The sequence below is a fragment of the Bradyrhizobium sp. 1 genome (assembly GCF_023073315.1).
Lineage (GTDB): Bacteria > Pseudomonadota > Alphaproteobacteria > Rhizobiales > Xanthobacteraceae > Bradyrhizobium.
Genome location: NZ_JADPJH010000028.1, coordinates 131,570 through 153,128 on the forward strand (window position 1 = coordinate 131,570; position 21,559 = coordinate 153,128).

20 protein-coding genes are annotated in these 21,559 nt (G+C 64.1%); 8 read left to right on the plus strand and 12 right to left on the minus strand.

What is annotated here, in order from left to right:
• Positions 1-187 (plus strand): hypothetical protein (locus tag IVB29_RS22965; RefSeq protein WP_247505676.1); only part of this gene is annotated, 187 nt, incomplete at its 5' end.
• A 200-nt stretch (positions 188-387) separates the two neighbouring features.
• Here IVB29_RS22965 and IVB29_RS22970 read toward each other — a convergent pair.
• Positions 388-1,170, minus strand: a complete 783-nt coding sequence (locus IVB29_RS22970) for an enoyl-CoA hydratase/isomerase family protein (protein WP_247505677.1) — start codon at positions 1,168-1,170, stop codon at positions 388-390.
• 129 nt (positions 1,171-1,299) lie between these two features.
• Positions 1,300-3,390, minus strand: coding sequence for a molybdopterin-dependent oxidoreductase (locus tag IVB29_RS22975; RefSeq protein ID WP_247505678.1), 2,091 nt, complete (start codon positions 3,388-3,390; stop codon positions 1,300-1,302).
• A 252-nt stretch (positions 3,391-3,642) separates the two neighbouring features.
• Between IVB29_RS22975 and IVB29_RS22980 the strand changes: the two genes are divergently transcribed.
• Genes IVB29_RS22980 through IVB29_RS22995 form a run of 4 tightly spaced genes read left to right on the plus strand, consistent with a single transcriptional unit; the run spans position 3,643 to position 7,900 of the window.
• On the plus strand, positions 3,643-4,599 hold the full coding sequence (locus IVB29_RS22980; RefSeq protein WP_247505933.1) for a tripartite tricarboxylate transporter substrate binding protein: 957 nt from the start codon (positions 3,643-3,645) through the stop codon (positions 4,597-4,599).
• 15 nt (positions 4,600-4,614) lie between these two features.
• A complete protein-coding gene (locus tag IVB29_RS22985; RefSeq protein WP_247505679.1) occupies positions 4,615-5,085 on the plus strand; it encodes a (2Fe-2S)-binding protein in 471 nt (156 codons plus the stop codon).
• Positions 5,082-7,205, plus strand: coding sequence for a molybdopterin cofactor-binding domain-containing protein (locus tag IVB29_RS22990; RefSeq protein WP_247505680.1), 2,124 nt, complete (start codon positions 5,082-5,084; stop codon positions 7,203-7,205). Before IVB29_RS22985 ends, IVB29_RS22990 begins: the two co-directional genes overlap by 4 nt.
• Positions 7,202-7,900 (plus strand): substrate-binding domain-containing protein, encoded by a 699-nt coding sequence (locus tag IVB29_RS22995; protein ID WP_247505681.1) that lies wholly within the window; start codon positions 7,202-7,204, stop codon positions 7,898-7,900. The genes IVB29_RS22990 and IVB29_RS22995 overlap by 4 nt, the downstream gene beginning before the upstream one ends.
• A 13-nt stretch (positions 7,901-7,913) precedes the next feature.
• Here the strand turns inward: IVB29_RS22995 and IVB29_RS23000 are convergent, their stop codons facing one another.
• From IVB29_RS23000 to IVB29_RS23015, 4 genes are all read right to left on the minus strand, one after another.
• Complete coding sequence (locus tag IVB29_RS23000; RefSeq protein ID WP_247505682.1) at positions 7,914-8,720, minus strand: SDR family oxidoreductase; 807 nt, start codon at positions 8,718-8,720, stop codon at positions 7,914-7,916.
• A 24-nt stretch (positions 8,721-8,744) separates the two neighbouring features.
• Positions 8,745-10,037 carry a TRAP transporter large permease gene (locus tag IVB29_RS23005; RefSeq protein WP_247505683.1) on the minus strand — a complete coding sequence of 431 codons (1,293 nt, stop codon included), beginning with the start codon at positions 10,035-10,037 and terminating at the stop codon, positions 8,745-8,747.
• Positions 10,028-10,576: a TRAP transporter small permease gene (locus IVB29_RS23010; protein ID WP_247505684.1), complete on the minus strand. Its 549-nt coding sequence runs from the start codon at positions 10,574-10,576 to the stop codon at positions 10,028-10,030. The genes IVB29_RS23005 and IVB29_RS23010 overlap by 10 nt, the downstream gene beginning before the upstream one ends.
• 76 nt (positions 10,577-10,652) lie before the next feature.
• Positions 10,653-11,624: a TRAP transporter substrate-binding protein gene (locus tag IVB29_RS23015; RefSeq protein WP_092022861.1), complete on the minus strand. Its 972-nt coding sequence runs from the start codon at positions 11,622-11,624 to the stop codon at positions 10,653-10,655.
• Between the two features lie 586 nt (positions 11,625-12,210).
• Between IVB29_RS23015 and IVB29_RS23020 the strand changes: the two genes are divergently transcribed.
• Positions 12,211-12,987 (plus strand): cyclase family protein, encoded by a 777-nt coding sequence (locus IVB29_RS23020; RefSeq protein WP_247505685.1) that lies wholly within the window; start codon positions 12,211-12,213, stop codon positions 12,985-12,987.
• On the opposite strand, the gene IVB29_RS23025 is transcribed toward IVB29_RS23020, so the two are convergent.
• From IVB29_RS23025 to IVB29_RS23045, 5 genes are all read right to left on the minus strand, one after another.
• The gene (locus tag IVB29_RS23025) at positions 12,984-13,712 is read right to left on the minus strand and encodes a Crp/Fnr family transcriptional regulator (RefSeq protein WP_247505686.1); all 729 of its coding nucleotides are present in this window, start codon (positions 13,710-13,712) and stop codon (positions 12,984-12,986) included. The two genes, IVB29_RS23020 and IVB29_RS23025, sit on opposite strands and share 4 nt — an antisense overlap.
• A gap of 310 nt (positions 13,713-14,022) precedes the next feature.
• Positions 14,023-14,736: a helix-turn-helix domain-containing protein gene (locus IVB29_RS23030; RefSeq protein ID WP_247505687.1), complete on the minus strand. Its 714-nt coding sequence runs from the start codon at positions 14,734-14,736 to the stop codon at positions 14,023-14,025.
• Positions 14,737-14,864: 128 nt separating this feature from the next.
• Positions 14,865-15,968, minus strand: coding sequence for an ABC-type transport auxiliary lipoprotein family protein (locus tag IVB29_RS23035; RefSeq protein WP_247505688.1), 1,104 nt, complete (start codon positions 15,966-15,968; stop codon positions 14,865-14,867).
• A gap of 3 nt (positions 15,969-15,971) precedes the next feature.
• Positions 15,972-16,739: an ABC transporter ATP-binding protein gene (locus tag IVB29_RS23040; RefSeq protein ID WP_247505689.1), complete on the minus strand. Its 768-nt coding sequence runs from the start codon at positions 16,737-16,739 to the stop codon at positions 15,972-15,974.
• Between the two features lie 2 nt (positions 16,740-16,741).
• Entirely contained in the window at positions 16,742-17,878 is a 1,137-nt protein-coding gene (locus tag IVB29_RS23045) for an MlaE family lipid ABC transporter permease subunit (protein WP_247505690.1), read from the minus strand.
• Positions 17,879-18,055: 177 nt separating this feature from the next.
• On the opposite strand from IVB29_RS23045, the gene IVB29_RS23050 reads away from it, so the two are divergent.
• On the plus strand, positions 18,056-18,331 hold the full coding sequence (locus IVB29_RS23050; RefSeq protein ID WP_247505691.1) for a hypothetical protein: 276 nt from the start codon (positions 18,056-18,058) through the stop codon (positions 18,329-18,331).
• On the plus strand, positions 18,332-18,820 hold the full coding sequence (locus tag IVB29_RS23055) for a phage holin family protein (protein ID WP_247505692.1): 489 nt from the start codon (positions 18,332-18,334) through the stop codon (positions 18,818-18,820). It abuts the gene before it with no gap.
• A 9-nt stretch (positions 18,821-18,829) separates the two neighbouring features.
• Here the strand turns inward: IVB29_RS23055 and IVB29_RS23060 are convergent, their stop codons facing one another.
• Positions 18,830-21,523, minus strand: a complete 2,694-nt coding sequence (locus IVB29_RS23060) for a bifunctional acetate--CoA ligase family protein/GNAT family N-acetyltransferase (protein WP_247505693.1) — start codon at positions 21,521-21,523, stop codon at positions 18,830-18,832.
• Between the last annotated feature and the right edge of the window lie 36 nt (positions 21,524-21,559).

Below are 21,559 nucleotides of genomic sequence, written 5' to 3' on the forward strand. Positions count from 1 at the left end.
GATGTCCTGGCTACACCTGTATGCCGCTGTGCAGATTTCTCACGATAACGTCGCACAGTGGACCGCGGGTGCCAGCCGGCTCCCGGTCTTCCCTGCGCCCTCTTTCATGGGGGGTGAGGAGACGACGCAAAGCTCGGGCGAAACAAGCCGCGAGAATGCGAAGCTGTGTCTGCTGTATGAGATGTGAAGTTGGTCGACCTAGCCGGGATATCGTGCCCCGGACGCGGCGCAGCGCTCCCCCGGCGATGCGAAGCATCGTCCGGTGCAGCGGTGCGCTGCAGAGCGGGGCCCATCTCGCCGCATTGTACCGTGTCGCCTTCTAGGTCCCGGCTCTGCGCAGCAGCGTTACACGCTGCAGCGCGTCCGGGACACGAGAGCGCAACCCCGTCAGCGTCCCGTCCAGACCGGCTTCCTCTTCTCGCCGAACGCCTTCAGCCCTTCCTTGGCGTCCTCGGTCATCGCGAGCAGCGCGATCTGGCTTTCGGTGTAGGCGATGCTCTCGTCGAACGACATCGAGGCGATGGCGCGCATGGCGTATTTGCCGCGACGGATCGCGGTCGGGGATTTGTCGACGATGCGGCCGATCAGCCAGTCGACTTTTGCGTCGAGCTCGATCGCGGGCACGATATAGTTGAGCAGGCCCGCAGCCTGCGCCGACTTCGCATCGAACGGCTCACCCGTGAGCGCCCATTCATTGACAAGCCGCGGCGGCGCGATGGACCGCAACAGGCTCAGCACCTGCATCGGAAACACGCCGACCTTGACCTCGGGCAGTCCGAAGATGACGTGATCAGCAGCAATCGCCATATCGGTCATGCACAAAAGGCCCATGCCGCCGGCCATGCAGACGCCGCCGACGCGCGCGATCGCAGGCTTGGTCGCGTTCTGCGACAGGCGCAGCAGATCGGCATAGTCGACGTTCGGCCTGGAATGATCCATCGCGAAAGCCGCGCCGGAATTCTGCAGATCGGCGCCGGCGCAGAACGCCTTGTCGCCCGCGCCGGTCAGCACGATGACGCGAACGTCCTTGTCGTCATGTGCGTCGCGATAGCCCTTGGTGATGCCGGCGATGACGTCACCGTTCAGCGCGTTGCGTTTCTCCGGCCGGTTGATGGCGATCCAGAACGCCTGCCCGCGCTTCTCGGTGATGACAGCTGTGGTGTCGGTCATGATGTCGCTTCCTTGCTCCCATTTTGCAGCCATTTGCGGCAGCCCGGGTGCGAGGTGCAAGGGCAATCTGCGGCGCGGCGACGCTTTAGCGCCTCGACACAAATTTGCATGCGATGGCGGCGCGAGCGCTCAGGCCGAGACGGCTTTTTTGATCCAGACCTTGTTGTCGTGGAACGCGGCACCACCGATCGGCGCGACGGCTTCGGCGCCGGTCAGCATGTTGATGCCGCGGCCGCCGATATGGTTCTTGTTGGGATGAACGGACTCCGCGATCAGCACGCCGCGCCGCACGCCCTCGAACAGTGTGGCAATCAGCGTGGTCTCGCCGCGGGTGTTGCCGAGCGTCACGGCGTCGCCGTCGACGATGTCGAGGGAGGCTGCATCCATCGGATGAATCATCACGCTCGCCTTGCCTTCGCGCGCCTGCGAGGACGGCGTCTCGTTGAAGGTGGTGTTGAGGAAGCTGCGCGAAGGACTGGTCGCAAGGCGAAACGGATGGGCCTGATCGGTGTGCTCGATCACCGCCCAATGGTCCGGCAGATCAGGCATCTTGTCGAAATCGCCCATCGTCCGGCCGAATGGCGGATGCGCCCAATCAGCTTTAAAATGGAATTTCTTGTCGGGATGAGCGAAGCCGTCGAGATAATGCGAGGTGCGGAAGTCCGGTTGCAGGTCGCGCCAGAGATCGGCTTCGAGGCCGGCAATGTCGCCGTGTTCGCTGAGCTTCAGCGTCGCGTCGATCAAGGCGCGCGGCGTCATCTCAAAACCCTTGTGCTTCGCCTCAAGCCGCGGCGCGAGCGCCTGCAAGACCTCGTGGTTGGAGCGGCACTCGCCGGGCGGGTCGATCAGCTTCGGCCCGACCGAGATGTGCTGATGGCCGCCGCCGTAATAGAGATCGTCGTGCTCCATGAACATGGTCGCCGGCAGCACGATGTCGGCCATCAGCGCCGTCTCGGTCATGAATTGCTCGTGCACCGCAACGAACAGATCCTCGCGCGCAAAACCCTGACGGACCAGCGCCTGCTCCGGCGCCACCGTCATCGGGTTGGTGTTCTGGATCAGCATCGCCTTGATCGGCCCCTTGCCGAGCAGGGCCTCGGCATCGCCGGTGAGGATGCGACCGATCTGCGACTGGTCGAGTGCTCGCGTGGTCTGGTCGATCGCGTCATGGGCTTCGATGAGGGATTCATTGAAATGCCACAGCGCGTAATTGTTGAAGAAAGCGCCGCCGCCTTCATATTGCCAGGCACCTGTTACCGCGGGAATGCAGTTCGCAGCATGCATCTGCGTCGCGCCGTTGCGCGAACGCGTAAAACCGTACCCGAGGCGGAAGAAGGTCCGCTTGGTTTCGCCGACCGCCTTGGCGAAAGCCTCGATCTCCGCGACCGGAACGCCAGAGATCGCCGACGCCCATTCCGGCGTGCGTGTCTTCAGATGCGCCTCGAGCTCGGCGGGGCAATCGGTGTACTTGTCCATGTAGGCTCGGTCGGCATAGCCGTCGCGGAACAGGACATGCATCACGCCGCAGGCGAACGCGCCGTCGGTGCCGGGCCGCAGCAGGATCTTGATGTCGGCCTGCTTCATGGTGTCGTTGTCGTAGATATCGACCGCCGCGATCTTGGCGCCGCGCTCCTTGCGCGCACGGGCGGCGTGCGTCATCACGTTGACCTGAGTATTGACTGGATTGGTGCCCCAGATCACCACGAGGTCGGAAAGCGCCATCTCGCGCGGATCGACGCCCGCGATCTTGCCGGTGCCGATCGCAAAGCCGATCCGCCCGACATTGGCGCAGATGGTCTGATAGAAGCGCGAATATTTCTTCACATGCGTGAGGCGGTTGAGGCCGTCGCGCATCACCAGCCCCATCGTGCCGGCGTAGTAGTAGGGCCAGATCGATTCCGCGCCGAACTCGCGCTCGGCCTGATTGAAGCGGTGCCCGATCTCGTCGAGCGCCTCGTCCCAGGAAATGCGCGCAAACTGTCCGGAGCCCTTCGCGCCCGTGCGGCGCATCGGATACATCAGCCGTTCAGGGTGATGAATGCGCTCGGCGTAGCGGGCGACCTTGGCGCAAACGACGCCCGCCGTGTAGGTCTGCTTTTTCGAACCGCGGACGCGGCCGATGCTGCGTCCCTCGACCACCTCGATATCGAGGGCGCAGGCCGAGGGGCAATCGTGCGGACAGGTCGAATGGCGGATTTCGATCTTGGCGTGCTGGTTCATGGCCAAATTCGTAACACCAAAATACCTGTCAGCCGAGGGCATTTATCCGGCAATGCCCATGCGATTTGCTCAAACCACATGCGCTGCCGGTTCCTGCCGCGACCGCGAAATGCCGCGCGGCCACACCGAAAACCACCCGATATTCCCGGCATGATCGACTTTGTAAGGCGTCGACAGTCCGCATCCCCCACCGCTACAGTGCCGGCCAACAAAAACGAGTTCAGGGAGGTGGGCGTGACGGCTCGACAATTCATGCTGGTGCTGGCCGCCGGCCTGCTCGCGACATTCTCCGCGGCCCCCTCTTTCGCACAGGATTATCCTAACCACGCGGTCCGGATCGTCGTTCCTTTCGGGGCCGGCGGGCCCGCCGATGTCGCGGCCCGGCTGATCGGCAGCGCGCTCCAGGAGAGCTTTGGCCAGCCCTTCGTGATCGAGAACCGCACCGGCGCGGGCGGCGTCATCGGCACGGTCGAGGCGGCGAAGTCGCCGGCCGACGGCTACACGCTGCTGATGATGTCCAACACCCAGACGGCGAACGAATCGCTGCTGACGCCGGACAAGCGCAAATACGAGCTGATGCGCGACCTCGCGCCGATCGCGCCAGTGAACTCTTCCGATCTCGTCATCGTGGTGAACCCGCAGGTTGAGGCCAAGACGCTTCAGGAGTTCATCGCACTCGCCAAGGCGCAACCGGGCAAGCTGAACTACGCCTCCTCAGGTCAGGGCACGCCCTATCACATGGCCGGCGAGCTGTTCAAAGCGATGGCCGGCATCGACATCGTCCACGTGCCCTACCGCAACAGCGGCGAGGCGCGCAGCGGCGTGATCGGCGGACAGGTGCAGATGATGATCGACGCGGTGCCGGCGATGGCGCCGAATATCGGCGAGAATCAGGTCCGTGCGCTTGCGACCACCGGCAAGCAGCGCTCCGCGGTGTTGCCGAATGTGCCGACCGCCGGCGAGGCCGGTGTAGCCGGCTATGAAGCAACGATCTGGCTTGGCCTGATGGCCCCCGCCGGCACGCCAAAATCTGTCATCGACAAGCTCAATGCCGCCGTGAACGCAATGGTGAAGCGACCTGACATCGTCAAGCTCTGGACTGAGCAGGGTGCCGTGCCCATGTCCATGACGCCGGAGGAATTCGAAAAATTCCTGCGCGGCGACATCGAGAAATGGGCAGATGTCGTCAAGAAATTCGACAAATCGTGAAGCGGTAGATCGAGAATGCCCGTCATCGAATTCCAACTCAACGGCGCGGCAATGGCGGTGGATGCAGATCCCGATCAAACGCTGCTCGATGTGCTGCGCGGCCGGCTCGGCATCACCGGTGCGCATTTCGGTTGCGGAGCCGGTGAATGCGGCGCCTGTCATGTCATGGTCGATGGCCGCGCGATGGCGTCCTGTGACATGCCGATGTGGTCGGTCGCAGACAAGGACGTCGTCACGGTCGAAGGCCTCGGCACAATGGACGCACCGCATCCTTTGCAACGGGCCTTCATCTCGGAGCAGGCGATGCAATGCGGCTATTGCGTCTCGGGGATCCTGATCAGCGCCGCGGCGCTCCTGAAGCGCAATCCGTGGCCGACGGAAGCTGAGGTCAGAACGGCGCTCGATCGCAATCTGTGCCGCTGCGGATCGCATAACCGCATGGTCCGCGCGGTCCTGCGCGCGGCCTCGGAGATGGTTCCCCCATGATGTCCCCTGCCCCGAAACCGCCGGTCAGCCTGGCCGCCAATCCAAGACTGTCGTCCTGGGTGAAGTTCACCGAAGGCCGCGTGGCGATCTCGCCCGGCAAGGTCGAGATCGGCCAGGGTATCGTCACGGCGCTGGCGCAGATCGCAGCGGACGAGCTCGATGTGGATATCACCAGGATCGAGATGATCCGCGCCTCGACGGCAACCAGCCCGAACGAGGGCGTCACCTCGGGCAGCCTCTCGATCCAGCAATCCGGCCGCGCGCTCCGCCACGCCTGCGCCGAAGTGCGCCAGCGTTTCCTCGCGGCTGCATCGGAACGTCTCGGTGTCGATGCCTCGCTGCTCGATATCGATGACGGGACAATCTCCGGTCCGGGCAATGTCAGGACCAGCTATTGGGAGCTCGCCGGTGACGTTTCGCTCGACCATGATGCCACGGCGGGCGCGGCGGCGAAAAGTGCCGCCCAGCGCACCGTCGCCGGGCACTCCGTCCAGCGCATCGACATTCCCGACAAGGTGTTCGCGCGGGCGCGCTTCATCCATGATCAGGCGCTACCGGGCCTGCTGCACGGACGCGTGCTGCGGCCGGACATCTCCGGCGCCAAGCTGATCTCGCTCGACGAGACGGCCGTGAACTCCCTTCCCGGCCTCGTAGCAATCGTCCGTGACGGCGGCTTTGCCGGCGTGGTCGCCGACAGCGAGGCCGCGGCGGAAGCCGCATTAAAGGCCTTGCGCAAGGGCGCAAATTGGTCGGCAGGCGAGCCGCTACCTGATGAAGATAATCTGGCGGGCTTCCTGAAGAGCCAACCGGTCGACACGACCGTCATCGACACCAGGACGGCGGCATCGACCAGGAAAGCCGCACGCACCCTCCGCAGACAATACGTTCGTCCCTACATCGCCCACGCCTCGATCGCGCCGTCCTGCGCCATCGCGCAATGGGACGGTGATCATGTTCACGTCTGGACACACAGCCAGGGCGTCTATCTGCTGCGCGCCGACCTCGCGATCGTGCTCAAGCTGCCCGCCGAGAACATCGTCGTCGCGCACATGGAGGGCGCGGGCTGCTACGGTCACAATGCGGCCGACGACGTCGCGCTCGATGCCGTGCTGCTGGCGAAAGCCGCCGGTGGCCGTCCGGTCCGGGTGCAGTGGTCGCGTCACGACGAGATGTGCCACGCGCCGTTTGGCGCCGCGATGGCCGTCGAGATCGAGGCCGATCTCGACGGGGATAACGAGATCGTGGGCTGGCGCCATGCGATCTGGAGCAATGGCCATGCGGCGCGGCCGGGACGTGCAACGCAGCCGGCCCTGCTCGCCGCATCCGAGATCGCAAATCCCTATCCCCGCATGATCTCGACGAATCCGCCCGCGGCCAATGGCGGCGGCGGCGACCGCAACTCCGTCCCGCTCTACGATCTCCCGGACTGGACGATCACGAGCCACCGGCTGCTGACCATGCCAGTGCGCACCTCGGCGCTGCGGACCCTGGGTGCACAAGGCAACGTGTTCGCCATCGAATCCCTGCTCGACGAGATCGCAGCTTTGCGCGGCGAAGATCCGATCGCGTTGCGTCTGAGGTATCTCCGCGACGAGCGCGCGAAGGACGTCATCCGCGCCGTAGCGCGCCGTGCGGCGTGGAAGCCGCAAAAGCGATCCGGTGTCGGTCACGGCGTCGCATTCGCGCGCTACAAGAACACGGGCGCCTATTGCGCCGCGATTGCCGAGATCGAGGGCACCGACGACATCCGCGTCAAACGGCTGACGCTTGCGGTCGATGTCGGCGAGGCCATCAATCCGGACGGCGTGATCAACCAGATCGAGGGCGGTGCGATCCAGGCGACGAGCTGGGTGCTGAAGGAACGCGTCCGCTTCGACCGGACCCGCATCACGTCGACATCGTGGACGGACTATCCGATCCTGACCTTCAGCGAGGTGCCGGCAGTGGATGTCGAGATCATCCAGCGACCGGAGATCGAGCCGGTCGGCGCGGGCGAAGCCGCCCACGGCCCCGTGACCGCCGCGATCGCGAATGCGGTCTATGATTGCCTCGGCGTTCGCGTGTTCGATCTGCCGATCACACGCGACAGGATCATCGCAGCCATGGAGCTTGCATCGTGACGACAGTGACCATTTTGAGCGGCGGCGCGGCGCAAGGCCTGGTGCGCGGCCTCACCGAGCCCTTCAAGGCGCAGACTGGTTTCGACATCGACGGCGAGTTTGGCGCGGTCGGCATCATGGCCGATAAGCTCCGGGCGGGCACGCCGGCCGATCTCGTCATCCTGACGCAGGCGCTGCTTGCAAAGCTCGCCGATGAGAAGCTCGTCCTCCCCGCCTCGATCGCGGATGTCGGCCGGGTCGAGACCGCGCTGGCGGTCCGCAGCCGAGATCCCAGGGTGACGGTGAAGACCGAGACTGATTTGCGCGAGGTGCTGCGTTCCGCCGACGCCATCTACGTCCCGGACACGAAGGCCTCGACCGCGGGACAGCACTTCGCTGGAGTTCTCGACCAGCTCGGCATCGCCTATGAGGTCGCATCGCGCCTGAAAATCTTTCCGAACGGCGCGACTGCGATGCGGGAGCTTGCGGCCTCCACTGCGCAAAGGCCGATCGGGTGCACGCAGGCGACCGAGATCATTGCAACCGACGGCATCGCGCTATCGGGATCACTGCCGCCAGGCACCGAATTGGTGACGATGTACACGGCCGGGGTGACCACGCAGGCCGCGCATCCGAAAGAGGCAACCGCGCTGATCGCGCTGCTGGCTGGCGCAGATCACAACGAGCTGCGCCAGCGCGTGGGCTTTTCCGGTTAGCTGCAGTACCGCTCTATTTGTGCAGCTGAGTGAGACCCGTCGGCGGGCCGTCGACCGCGGTCCAGCCGCCATCGACGAACAGCGTACTGCCGCTGACGTAGCTCGCGGCGTCCGAGGCGAGATAAGCCACGGCGGTGGCGACCTCGTCGGCGCTGCTCCAGCGGTTGAACACGGTGTGGCCGGCATAGAGATTGTAGATGTCCGGCCGCTGCTTGAACGGACCAGTCAGTGCGGTCTCGGCGATACTTGGCGCAATCGCGTTGACGCGCACGCCGGCGTGGCCGACCTCGGAGGCAAAGCCCTTGACCAGCAGGCCGATCGCCGCCTTGGTCGAGCCGTAGACGCCAAGGCCCGGCTCGATGGTCACCGCGCGCACGGAGGAGCAGGCGATGATGCTGCCGCCCTTCTGCGCGACCATGATGCGGCCAAAGGCCTGGAAGAACCAGACGGTGCCCTTGACGTTGAGGTTGAGGACACGGTCGAGGTCCTCCTCGGTGTAGTCGAGGATGGTCTTGCGGATGTTGAGCCCGGGCGTCGTCACGGCGATATCGAGCCGCGAGAACTTCTGCATCACGGTTTTGGCCAGCGCGTTGACATCCGCAGCGCTCGCAGCGTCACACACCGCAGCCTCCGCCCAGCCGCCCCCGTCGCGAATGCCGGCGGCGGTCGCCTCCGCTGCATCAAGCGCGCGATCGGCGCAAACGACGCGGGCGCCAAGCCCGGCCAGCGCCTCGGCCGACGATTTGCCGATGCCCGAGGCGGCGCCGAGCACCACGGCCGTCTTGCCGGTGAGATCGAAGAGCTTGCGATAGTCAGTCACGAACGGATTCTCCCTGTGTTGCTGCTATCCCTTGTAGCCCATCAAAAGGCGGGGCAGCCACAGCGAGAATGCGGGCACGTAAGTCACGAACATCAGGGCTGCGATCAGGGCGGCGTAGAACGGCAGGATGGTGCGCATCACCGCGCCCACCGAGATGCCGCCGATGGCGCAGCCCACGAACTGCGTCGTTCCGACCGGCGGGGTGTTCAGCCCCAGCGCGCAGTTGATCAACATCAGCATGCCGAACTGCACCGGATCCATGCCGGCCTTCATTGCAATCGGCAGAAAGATCGGCGTGCAGATCAGGATGGTCGCCGCCATGTCCATGAACGTGCCGAGTACGAACAGGATGATGTTGATCAGCAGGAAGATGACCCATGGCTGCTGGGACACCTTACTCATGACGTCGCCGGCGAAGTCGGCCACCTCATAGAGACCCATCAGATACTGGAACATGGTGGAGACGCCGATCAGCAACAGCACCACGCCCGTCGTCTTCACCGCCTTCGCAGCCGCCCGCAGGAAGTTCGGCAGGGTCATGGTGCGGTAGATGAAGAACGTCAGCAGGATCGTATAGGTGACCGCGACGGCGGCGGATTCGGTTGCCGTGAAGACGCCGGACAGGATGCCCGCCAGGATGATGCCGACGATCAGAAGGCCGGGCAGAGCTGCCGCGAACGAGCGGAAAACCTCGGGCCAGCCCGGGAACTTGCCCGCGGGATAGCCGCGCTTCACCGCGACCGCGTAAGCGGCGACCAGCATGCACACCATCAGCACGAGCGCCGGCAGCAGGCCGGCGGCGATCAGCGCGCCGATCGAGACCTTGCCGCCGGCAGCGAGCGCATAGATGATCATGTTGTGACTGGTCGGCATCAAAGCGCCGACCAGCGAGGCATGGGTGGTGACGTTGACGGCGTAGTCGGTGTCAAAGCCTTCCTTTTTCATCATCGGGATCATCACCGCGCCCATCGCCGACACGTCGGCCACGGGCGAGCCGGAGACGCCGCCGAACAGCGTGCAAGCGACCACGTTCGACATGCCGAGCCCGCCGCGGATGTGCCCGACCAGGCTCTTGGCCAGTTGCACGATCTTGTCGGCAACGCCGCCATGCAGCATCAGTTCACCGCTGAAGACGAAGAACGGAATGGCGAGGAAGGAGAAGATGTTCATCCCCGACATCATCTGCTGGAAGATGACGGCGACCGGCAGGCCCTCGTAGAGGATGGTGCAGATCGCCGAGAGGCCGATCGCGAAGGCAACCGGGACGCCGAGGACCAGGAAGCCGAAGAAGGTGGCGCCGAGAATGATCAGTTCCATGAGGGGACGACCTCTTCGCCGCGCAGGAGAGCAATGATGTGCTCGATTGAGAAGGAGACGATCAGGACGCCGGAGGCAATCAACGGTACGTAACGGATCACCTCGGGCAGGCCGAGATTGGGAATCTTTACGGTTCCGACCGACGCCCCGAGGATCCAGCCGTTGTAGGCCATCGCGATGCCAAACACGGCCACGAGAATGTGGATCACGAGCTCGATCTTCTCGCGCACATGGTCCGGCAGCATCACCAGCAGACTGTCCATGCCGATATGCCCGGCATCGCGAACGCCGACAGCCGCGCCGATCAGCGTGACGTAGAGGATCAGGACCAGCGCAAGGTTCTCCGTCCAGGTCGGACTGGAATTGAGCACGTACCGACCGAACACCTGGTAGAACACGATGGTGACGATGACGAGCAGTCCGGTCACGGACAGATACATGCCCAGCCGAGCGACGACGGCATTGATCCGCGACAGCAGGCCGGTGGACGGGCGTCCGGCGACCTCCTGCTCGTGATCTGCGACGTGTGGGTCTGTCATTCCGGCGTCTCCTTGCGCGTCTCGCTGCGAGGGTCCGGTATCGCCTCGCGGCGACGCCGGACCCGACGCTATGGTCTTACTTCGTGTCCTGGATACGCTTGACGAGGCCCTTCAGCTTCTCGTCACCGGCGAACTTGTCGTAGACCGGCTTCATCGCATCGACGAATTCCGCCTTGTTGGCGATCGTGATGACCTGGACGCCGGCAGCTTCGACGGTCTTGCGGGAGGCCTGCTCACGCTCGTCCCAGAGCTTGCGCATGACGGGCACCGATTCCTTGGCCGCCTTGCGGACCATCGCCTGGTCCTCCTTGCTCAGCGTGTCCCAGACCGTCTTGGACATCACGAGAACTTCGGGCGCCAGCGAGTGCTCGGTGACGTTGTAGAACTTGGCCGCCTCGAAATGACGCGAGGACTCGTAGGAGGGCCAATTGTTCTCGGCAGCGTCTACGAGGCCGGTCTTGAGAGCCGTATAAACCTCGCCATACGGCATCGGCGTCGGGTTGGCCCCGAGGCTCTGGATCATGCCGACCCAAAGATCGGATTGCTGGACGCGGATCTTCAGACCCTTGAGGTCGGCGAGCGACTTGATCGGCGCCTTGACAGTGTAGATGGACCGGGCGCCGCTGTCGTAATAGGCAAGGCCGATCAGGCCTGCGGGCGCCATCGCTGCCAGGATCTCATCGCCGATCGGCCCGTCAAGCACGGTGCGCATGTGCTGCGTGTCCCGGAAGACGAAGGGCAGGCACAATGCGATGGTTTCCGGCACGAAATTGTTCAGCGGCGATGCATTGATCCGCATCATGTCGAGCGCGCCGATCTTGAGCTGCTCGATGGTGTCCTTCTCGGAGCCCAGCGCGCCGTTGGGAAACACCTTCACGCCGAGCTTGCCGCCGCTCGCCGTCGCGAGCTGCTTGCCCATGAACTTGACGGCTTCGACGGTCGGATAATCGGCGGGGTGAATGTCGGCGGAGCGGAAGTCGCGTGCGGTCGCGAAAGGTGCTGAGACCGCCAGCGCAGCGGCAGCGATGATACCGATCAGTGTCTTCATCTGGGCTTTCCTCCTGAGTTGATTATGTCGTCGTTGGGCAGGTGCTGCCGGTCGCCTTGGGTCGCTCCACTTCAGATGCGAAGTCAAGCGTCACAACCGCACCACCTTGGTAGGATTGCGCGACGGTGTCGAGTGGGTTTGGCTGGTTCATGACGGCGCGCAGGCTGATGCCGCGCCTGGGCGGCAAGTGCCGCCCCCTGTAATCCCGTCCCGTCGTCGGCCGATGCCGGACGCAAGGTAACGATGCTCGTCGTATCCATGGTCGTTCCTCTGGTTTTGTGCTCGACCGCTATTGGTTGCGGCTTGGAGGTTCGGGCGAGACGGGTCGCCCCGTGCCTGTACGATGCGCGCCGTATCGGCGCGATGTCGCCAATGTCGTCCCTAGGGCGGGCGGCATTCTGAGTCCAAGCCAAATCCGGCATCGATCAATGCTGGAGTTGCATTGATTGATCACGGGATGCTCCGAGACGACAATCTGCGGATGGCGCCGTTTTTCCGAAGTCGTCCGCACCGTCGCGTTACTTGACGTCGCAGCCAGAGCCCCCTCAAGATGCCCGAAACACCCGACCATCGCGAGGGAATGCCCATGCCGCGGAAGCTGATCGATATTTCCGTGCCGCTCAGAAACGACGTGACGGCCGATCCGCCGGGCAATCACCCGACCATCCAGTATATCGATCACCAGCAGGGCCTGCCGCGCATGCTGCAGTTCTTCGACGGCCTCAAGGCGCAGGATTTGCCGGACGGCCAGGGCTGGGCCGTCGAGCAGGTCTCGCTGTCGACCCACAACGGCACGCATCTCGATGCGCCCTGGCACTTCCATCCGACCATGAACCGCGGCGAGCGGTCATGGACGATCGACGAGGTGCCGCTGGAATGGTGCTTTCAGCCCGGCATCAAGCTCGACTTCCGGCATCTGCCCGACGGCTACGTCGCCACCGTCGACGACGTCGAGAACGAGCTGACGCGCATCGGGCACACGCTGTCGCCGCTGGAGATCGTCGTCGTCAACACCAGCGCCGGCGCCAAATTCGGTCAGACCGATTACGTCAATTCCGGCTGCGGCATGGGCTATGAGGCCACCATGTACCTGCTCGAACGCGGCGTGCGGCTGACCGGCACCGACGGCTGGAGCTGGGACGCGCCGTTCGTCTACACCGCAAAGAAATATGCAGAAACAAAAGATGCCGGCCTGATCTGGGAGGGCCACAAGGCGGGCCGGCACATCGGCTATTGCCATCTTGAGAAATTGCACAGTCTCGACAAGCTGCCCTCGACCGGGTTCACGATCTCATGCTTTCCGGTGAAAATCGAACGCGCCTCCGCGGGCTGGACCCGCGCCGTCGCCATCATCGATAGTTAGTTGCCGTCGAGGCCGCTTTCGACGAGTTCGCGCAATGCGTCGGTGTCGAGCACGACGATGGCGCCATGCTCAAGACGTACCCAGTTGCGCCCAGACCAGGCGCGCAATTGCTTGTTGATGCTCTCGCGCGTCATCCCCACCATCTCGCTGATCTCCTGCTGCGTGATGGCGAGCGTGCCGCTGCCGGAGTCGAGCTTGCGCTCTTCGGTGAGACCGAGCAGCGCGCTCGCAAGCCGGCCCGGAAGATTTTGCAGGATCACCTGCTCGACCTGCTGGCTGGTCCAGCGCAGGCGCGCGCAGAGCAGCTCGATGAATTTCATCGCCAGTGCCGGCTGACTCTTCACGAACGGAAGGAAGTCGCGGCGGTCGATGATGTAGAGCTCGCAATTGGTGTTAGCGGTTGCGTCGGCCGAACGCGGCGCGCCGTCGAGCACCGCGATCTCGCCGAAGATTTCTCCAGGACCGATCAGATTGAGAATGGCATTCCTCCCGTCAGGCGACGAAGAGGAGATCTTCACTGTTCCCGTGATCACCGCGAACAGATTGTTGCCGGGATCGCCCTTGGCAGCGATCGTGGCACCGCGCTTCACCGTGGTGTGCTTGGCATAGCGGCAGAGCTGGTCGAGTGCCTCGGGCTCCAGATCCGCGAAGATCGGGTGCTTGCGCAGGACCGATAGTTTGTTGCCCGCTGCTTGTCGGGGGTCGCCGGTCTTGTCCTGAGGCACGCCGCTGGGCTCCTAAGACTGCGAGGCACTGAAGCTCTTGCGTAGTCAGTGTTAGCAGGCTTTTCAACCGGAAAGCATGTACGCGTTTCGAAGCAAATACGTCGAAAAATGCCGCGGCGGGGGCGAAGTCCGCATCCGAAGGATGAGCCAATGCGCCCCAATCGATGCAGAGTTGCAGCTATGCACGCCCCATTGCGTTGAGGCGCTGCCAAACGGCCACGAACCCGTCGGGGGAAGGCTCCCACTGAGGATGCCGCAAAATGCGACGTGATATCTCAAAAATTGACGATTGCGGCGTCAAGACCGGGCGTCAGGCTGCGGCCAGGGCCTCGACCTTTGCCGGGTCGAGCAGGCTGACGCCACCGTGAATGATCTCAATCACCCCGTGGCGCTCCAGCTTCGTGAAGGTGCGGCTGACGGTTTCGATGGTCAGGCCGAGATAGTCGGCGATGTCCTGGCGGCTCATCGGCAGCGGAACCGTGTCGGACCGCTCCTTGAGCGAGACCAGACGCTCGCGCCAGCCAAGCAGGAAGGCGGCGACCTTCTCATCGGCCGAGCGGCGGCCGAGCAGAACCATGTGGTTGCGCGCCTGGCTCAGTTCGCGAACCGCCAGCTCGTTGATCCGCCTGAGCAGATGCGGCCGGTCCTCGATGAAGCGGCCAAAGGGCGCTTTTGCGAATTGGCACACGGTGACGCCACCGATCGCATCGGCCGAAAAATTGTGGCGGCCCGATATATTCATCCCCAGGAAATCGCCGGGCAACGCAAAACCGACGATCTGCCGCCGGCCGTCAGGCAGCAGCTTGTAGAGCCGCATGACGCCTTCGAGGAGATTGTAGAACGAGGCCGTGATGTCCTCTTCGGAGAACACGGTCTCGCTCCCGTCGAAATGGACGCGGCGTCCCAGATGTTCGAATTCTCTGAGTTCGGCCGCATCCAGCGACGAACAAACCGCCGATCCGCGCACGGCACAATCACTGCAGAAATGCCGGTTCGGCTCAATCGTGACCATGGAAGGCTTCATCCACCGCTCCGAGCGCCGGCTGCCCCCGCATCAGGCCGAGTCCACCGCGCAGGCTGCATTTTACTGCACTGCGCCAGAGCCGATTGACCCAGATCAATTTTGGCGGACATAGCCGCCTTGTTCTGTTACTAGACCGCCTGCACCGTCCAGCCGATCAGCTCCTTGGCGATTCGAGCAAAGGCCGCGTCGAACGCTGCGACTGCCGTGGCCGGTTCGACTTTGTCGAGCTTCTCGCTGGTCTCGACGAGGCGCGAGGCGACCACCTTCCCGGTCTTGTCGACGATCCGCGCCGACAGCCCGATCTCGACCCGCGTCTCGCCGTCCGTGGCAATGCGGAAGCGCCTGATATCGATCAGGAGCTGGTAGTCCGCCTGCCCGAGATCGCTCGTTCGCAACGGTGCATGGGCGATGTCGTAGTTCTCAAAACTGTCGATCAGCCGCGCCTGCACCAGCTTTGGAATGCTGTCGGCCCAGAGGAATTCCGCAAAACCCGGATTGTCCCCGCTCGGCGCGAACAGCATGCGCTGGGTCTGGAGCATCGCAACCGCCGTCGGCTCGGGAATGGCCAGCGACGCCGCGAGCGTCTTGCCGGCCGGCCCGAGGTTCTGCGGCGTGCGCAGGTCGTAGGCGACCTTCTGGACGGGAGTCCCGCCCCCGGTCATCTTCTCGAGGCCCGCCAAGATCCCGTCGAGCTTGCCGGTGTTGCGTGCGAGCCCGTCGGAGAATGTCTTGAGGTTAGCGATGGTGTCCTTCAGCGGGCCGGAATTGTCCTCCAGCACGGTATCGACCCGCCGCAGCGCGTCGCGCGCGGCCTGCGTCATGCTCTGGCCGGCACCGGCCTCGGCAATCAAGGTCAGGGGCTCGCCGGATTTGGCGACGATCAATCCGCCCTCCAGCGTCACCACCGGCACGCCGGTCAGCCCCTGAAAATCGAGCCCGACCTTGGTGTCGGTGCGCACCGGCGTCGCCGCAGCGACCGAGATCGTCGCATTGACGAAGCGCGGATTGTCCGGCGCAAGGCCGAGCTGGGTCACCTCGCCCACGCGGATGCCGTTGAAGAGCACGCCGGCGCCGACCAGCAGACCCGGCACCGGGCCCTGGAACTGCACGTGGTAGTTCGAACGCGGCCCTATGCCGCCGGTGTTGTTCAGCCAATAGACGAAGCCGAACACAGCAATGATCGCGGCCAGCACGAAACTGCCGATCAGCACGTAGGGAGCGCGGGTTTCCATGTCTCATCTCATCTCGTGTTGCAGCATCTGCGAGCGCTTGCCGTGGAAATAGGCGCGCACCCAGGGATGCTCGGATTGCAGCAGTTCGCGCATCGGCCCGATCGCGACGATCTTGCCGTCGGCGAGCGCGGCGACGCGGTCGCAGACCGTCGTGAGGCTCGCAAGGTCATGGGTGACCATGAACACGGTGAGCCCGAGGGTCTTTTGCAAGGTCGCGATCAGCGCGTCGAAATCGCCGGCGGCGATCGGATCGAGGCCTGATGTCGGCTCGTCCAGGAACAGAATTGGCGGATCAAGCGCGAGCGCGCGGGCCAGCGCCACGCGCTTGGTCATACCGCCGGAGAGCTCTGAGGGATATTTGTCTGCGTCCTGTGCCCGCAGCCCGACCATCTCGAGCTTGGCGATCGCGATCTCGTCCATCAGCTCCTGCGACAGCACTAGATTTTCGCGCAGCGGAAACTGGACGTTCTGCCGGACCGTCAGCGAGGAGAACAGCGCCCCCTGCTGGAACAGGATGCCCCATGTCGTGGCCGCGCCTTCCTTGCGGCCGCCGACAGGCTGTCCCATCACATCGATGCTCCCGCCCTGACGCGGAATCAGTCCGATGATGGTGCGCATCAGCACCGACTTGCCGCCGCCGGACGCCCCGACCAGCCCGAGGATCTCGCCCCGGCGGACGTCGAGCGTCAGATGGTCGAGCACGGTCTGGCGGCCGAAGCCGACCACGAGGTCGCGGACGCGGATTGCGAATTCTTGCTGCGATTCGTCCACCGTCACATTCCGATCGAGGCAAAGAAGATCGCGAACAGGCCGTCGAGCACGATCACCAGGAAGATCGACTTCACCACCGACGTCGTCGTCTGCCGCCCCAGCGATTCGGCGCTGCCCTTGACACGCAATCCTTCGCTACAGGCGACGATCCCGATCACCAGCGCCATGAACGGCGCCTTCAGAATGCCGACCTCGAAATGAGTGACGGAGATCGCCTCGTGCAGCCGCGCGATGTAGATCGCAGGCGACATGCCGCCATAGAATTGCGCGACCAGGCCGCCGCCATAGAGCGCAGCAATCGACCCGATGAAGGCAAGAATCGGTAGCGCCATCACCAGAGCCGCCACGCGCGGCAGGATCAGGACGTGGACGGGATCGAGCCCCATGGTCGAGAGCGCGTCGATCTCTTCGCGCATCTTCATCGAGCCGAGCTCGGCCGTGTAGGCGCTCCCCGACCGTCCGGCGACCATGATGGCGACGATCAACACCCCGAGCTCACGCAGCACCAGGATGCCGACCATGTCGACGGTATAGGACTCCGCGCCGAACCTGCGGAAATGAAAGAACCCCTGTTGGGCGATGATGGCGCCGATCAAGAAAGTGATCAGCACGACGATGGGAATGGCCTGCCAGCCGATGCGATAGAGCTGGTAGACCAGCGACGTCAGCCGCAGCGATCGCGGCCGGCGCAGCACGCCGATCACGGCCATGAACAATGCGCCCAACATTTGCAGGAAGATCGTGACGTCCTCGCGCGCGCCGACCGTGGATCTGCCGAGGTCGCCGAGCCTAAGCAGAACGGGATTTTGCGCCGCTGCGGGCGCCGGCGTGTGGCGGTTGACCTGACGCATCTCGTCCATCAGGCCGCTGAAATGATCGGCGACACTGACGAATTCCGCCGATCTGCCTGACGATGCAGCCCGGCGCGACAGCTTCTCGAGAATCCAGGCGCCGAGCGTATCGAGTGCGCTGACGCCGGACAGGTCCAGCGTCACGACGCTGGACCGATCGACATCCGCGCCGACAGATCGGGACAATGTTTCGAGTGCCGACACGTTGGCGGCGGTCCACGGCCCTTCCGGGCGCAATTTCAGCGCATCGCCGGACGGCGTTGCCAGCAACAGCGGTTCGGGTTTCACGCTTTTCACCTCATCGGGACAATCGGCCCCCATTCAGCCGGCATTTCTAGGCCAGCATGTGGCGGCCGGTTTGACTTGTCTCAAGACCGCGATCGCGCACCGCTCCTTGACGCAAATCAAGCGTGGCCGCGCCGGAGGGTCCTAGGTTCTTTTTTATTCAACGGAGAACGCAAATCCATGTTCGATAGCGACAGGATGAGCGAAGAATTGCGGACGCTGAAGGTCGACGTCACGCGCCTGCTGGGCACCGCTGGCGAGGAGATGTTCGCCAGCTCGAAAGACCGGACCGAGGCTCTGGCCGATCAGATCAAGGCCGCGCTCGCCGAACTCGGCGAGACCGTCAGCGACGAGCAGGAGCAGCTTCAGGGCCTCGTTGCGGATCGCCCGATCACATCGCTCGCCTCAGCCTTCGCACTCGGCGTGGTGGTCGGGTTCATGCTGAGGAGACACTAGGTGAATACGGAAAACGTCATCAAACATCTGCGCGTGCTGTGGCGCACCGACAGGATCATCGCGGATATCAGGCTGCGTCATCTCTTGATGGGCCTCGGCCTGCGCGCCTTTGCGGCGTTGATCGCGGCGTTCGGGCTCCTGATGCTGGAGCTGTCGGTTTATTTCGCGCTGGTCCAGATCTGGAGTGCCATTGCGGCAGCCGCTATCCTCGGTGCCGTCAATTTCGCCATCGCGACGGTTCTCTTCATCATCGCCGGCCGTGCTCCATCCGGCCGCGACATCGAGCTCGCCAATGAAATTCACGGTGCATCCATCGAGGCGCTTCAGATCGAGGCGCGCGCGCTTCAGGCCCAGGTGTCTGGCGCGGTGCATCATCCGCTGAGCACCGTCGTGCCGGTGCTGGTGCCCCTGATCGCAATCATCATCAAGAGCCTGCGGAAGACGGCCAGGGAGAGCGCCGCTGCGACGTCGGCCGAGGCGCGCTCGTAGCCGACACGCTCAGAGTTTCAGCCGGACGTCGCAGATATCTGGCTCGGTCGGATCCGGCTTGACCTCGAAGCCGAGCTGCCGGCACATCTCGAGCATGACGGTGTTCTCTTTGAGCACGTCGCCCGATATGGCTTTCAGCCCTTCCGACCTCGCATAGTCGATCATCAGTTGCATCAGGGCCCATCCAAGGCCCCTGCCCTTGAGATCGGAACGCAGCAGGATCGCGTATTCGCCGCTCTCGTAGATCGAGTCGGAATGGAGCCGGACCACGCCGACCATCTCGCCGGTCGCTTCATCGAACGCGATGAAGGCCATCGCACGCGCATAGTCCAGCTGAGTCAGGCGCGCGATGAATTCGTGGGTGAATTCCTTCATCGGCGCGAAGAAGCGCAGGCGGAGGTCATGCGCCGTAACGTGACGCAGGAATGCGTGGATGGTCGGCTCATCCTCGGGACGCAAGGGTCGCACGAAGATGCGCCAGTCGTCCTTGAGCTTGAGGCGCCGCTCCCATTGTGACGGATAGGCGCGAACAGCGAAATTGGCCGGACCGGAGCCTGCGAATTTCCGCTGCGGCGGCCCCACCGCGACACGGGCATCGACCGCCGTCACGCCGGTTTCGTCCGCCAGCAGCGGGTTGATATCGCACTCCCGGATTTCAGGGATGTCGGCGGCCATCTGCGCCAGCTTGACCAGCACCATGGCCACGGCGTCGGGCTTCACCGCGGGCACGTCGCGATAAGCCTTCAGCAGCCGTGACACGCGCGTGCGATCGATCAGCTCACGGGCGAGTTGCAGGTCCAGCGGCGGCAGCGCCAGGGCCTTGTCATTGATGATTTCCACCGCCGTTCCGCCCCGACCGAACACGACCACCGTGCCGAAAGTGGGATCGTCGGCAAGACCGAGGATCAACTCGCGCGCCTTCGCCTTGACGACCATCGCCTGCACGATGACGCCCTCGATGCGGGCTTCGGGGCGAAGCTTCCTCGCCCGGTCGAGAATGTCCATCGCAGCCGCGCGCACGGCCTCCGGGGTCGTCAGGTTGAGAACGACACCGCCGACATCCGACTTATGGGTGATGTCGCGCGACATGATTTTCAGCACGACAGTGGCGCCCTGCGCGAACATTTCGTTGGCATAGGTGACTGCCTGCTCGATATCGGCTGCCGCATGGGTCGGCACCATCGCGATGTCATAGGCTTCGAGCAGGTGCTTGATCTCGACCGGCTCGAGCCATTTGCGGCCATCGGCGATGGCAGCGGCGACGATCTGCCTGGCAGCCCGGGCGTCGGGCACGAACGTGTCGGGCATTGCAGGAGGAACCTGGCTCAGCTCTTCGATCACTTCGCGGTGCCGGACCAGATGCATGAAGCCGCGCACCGCATCGTCCTCGGTCGGGTAGTTCGGAATCCCCGCGCCGGAGAGCGCCTGAATGATGTTCTGATCGGCTCCAACCCAGGCGGCCAGCACGGGCTTGGCCCATCGGCCGAGCCCCTTGCGATATTTTCCGACGCGCTCCGTCATGGTCGCGGCAATATCTGCAGCCGGGGCGATCGCCGTCTGCACGTTGAGCACAAGGACGGCGTCATTGTCCGGGTCGGCGAGCAGCACCTCAAGCGCCGCCGCATAGCGCGACGCATCGGCATCGCCGACGATGTCGACGGGATTTGCGCCGGACCAGGTCGGCGGCAGCACGTCATCGAGTTTTTTGCGTGTATCTACCGAGATGGACGCCGGAATTCCGCCGAGCTCGACCAATCGATCGACGGCGAGGACGCCGATGCCGCCGCCATTGGTCAGAATGGCGAGGCGCTTTCCGGTCGGCGATTCGACGCGGCCGAGCGTCTCGGCGCAGTCGAACAACTCGCGCAGATCGGAGACCCGCAGGACACCCGCTCGGCGGAACGCCGCGTCATAGACGGCGTCGGCGCCCGCAAGCGCGCCGGTATGGGTCGCTGCCGCCTTCGCGCCCTGTGCCATGCGGCCGGATTTCACCACGACGACCGGCTTGACGCGCGCAGCGGCGCGTGCCGCCGACATGAATTTGCGCGCGTCCTTGATGGCCTCGATATAGAGCAGGATCGCGCGGGTCTTGCGATCCATCGCGAAATAGTCGAGCAGATCTCCAATATCGACGTCGATCTGATCGCCGATCATGACGATGCCGGAGAAGCCGACGCCGCGCTGCGCGGCCCAATCCACCATGCCGGCGGCGATCGCGCCGGATTGCGAAATCAGCGCGAGATTTCCCGCTGCCGGCATGTGCGCGGCAAAACTTGCATTAAGATTGACGCCGGGCATCATGATGCCCAAGCAGTTCGGCCCGATCAGCCGCATGCCGTATTTGCGGGCTGCGGCGTTTGCGGCCTCATGGAGCGATCCCGGTCCATGACCGAGTCCGGCCGAGACAATTAGCGCGCCCGCCGAGCCGCGTCGCCCGGCCTGCTCGATGATGTCGGGAACCTCCCGCGCCGGCGCGGTGATGACCACGAACTCGGGCACGAAGGCCAGCCTGTCCAGGCTCTTCACTGCTGCAACGCCGCCGATCTCTGCATGGCGTGGATTGACCAGGCCAAACTGTCCCTTGAATCCGGCGTTGCGAATGTTCTCCAGAACGGCACGTCCCACGGACGCCGGACGGGCGCTTGCCCCGACGAGCGCGACGGAATGCGGCGACAGCAGATTCTTCAAACGATAGGTGGACATGACAGCAAATGCGCCCGGTCGGTGGCGGTTCCGATA

Excerpts from the sequence above, each read along its gene's own strand:
- IVB29_RS22970 (WP_247505677.1), bottom strand. The coding sequence starts at position 1,170 with ATGACCGACACCACAGCTGTCATCACCGAGAAGCGCGGGCAGGCGTTC.
- IVB29_RS22975 (WP_247505678.1), bottom strand. The coding sequence starts at position 3,390 with ATGAACCAGCACGCCAAGATCGAAATCCGCCATTCGACCTGTCCGCAC.
- IVB29_RS22980 (WP_247505933.1), top strand. The coding sequence starts at position 3,643 with ATGCTGGTGCTGGCCGCCGGCCTGCTCGCGACATTCTCCGCGGCCCCC.
- IVB29_RS22985 (WP_247505679.1), top strand. The coding sequence starts at position 4,615 with ATGCCCGTCATCGAATTCCAACTCAACGGCGCGGCAATGGCGGTGGAT.
- IVB29_RS22990 (WP_247505680.1), top strand. The coding sequence starts at position 5,082 with ATGATGTCCCCTGCCCCGAAACCGCCGGTCAGCCTGGCCGCCAATCCA.
- IVB29_RS23005 (WP_247505683.1), bottom strand. The coding sequence starts at position 10,037 with ATGGAACTGATCATTCTCGGCGCCACCTTCTTCGGCTTCCTGGTCCTC.
- IVB29_RS23010 (WP_247505684.1), bottom strand. The coding sequence starts at position 10,576 with ATGACAGACCCACACGTCGCAGATCACGAGCAGGAGGTCGCCGGACGC.
- IVB29_RS23015 (WP_092022861.1), bottom strand. The coding sequence starts at position 11,624 with ATGAAGACACTGATCGGTATCATCGCTGCCGCTGCGCTGGCGGTCTCA.
- IVB29_RS23020 (WP_247505685.1), top strand. The coding sequence starts at position 12,211 with ATGCCGCGGAAGCTGATCGATATTTCCGTGCCGCTCAGAAACGACGTG.
- IVB29_RS23030 (WP_247505687.1), bottom strand. The coding sequence starts at position 14,736 with ATGAAGCCTTCCATGGTCACGATTGAGCCGAACCGGCATTTCTGCAGT.
- IVB29_RS23035 (WP_247505688.1), bottom strand. The coding sequence starts at position 15,968 with ATGGAAACCCGCGCTCCCTACGTGCTGATCGGCAGTTTCGTGCTGGCC.
- IVB29_RS23050 (WP_247505691.1), top strand. The coding sequence starts at position 18,056 with ATGTTCGATAGCGACAGGATGAGCGAAGAATTGCGGACGCTGAAGGTC.
- IVB29_RS23060 (WP_247505693.1), bottom strand. The coding sequence starts at position 21,523 with ATGTCCACCTATCGTTTGAAGAATCTGCTGTCGCCGCATTCCGTCGCG.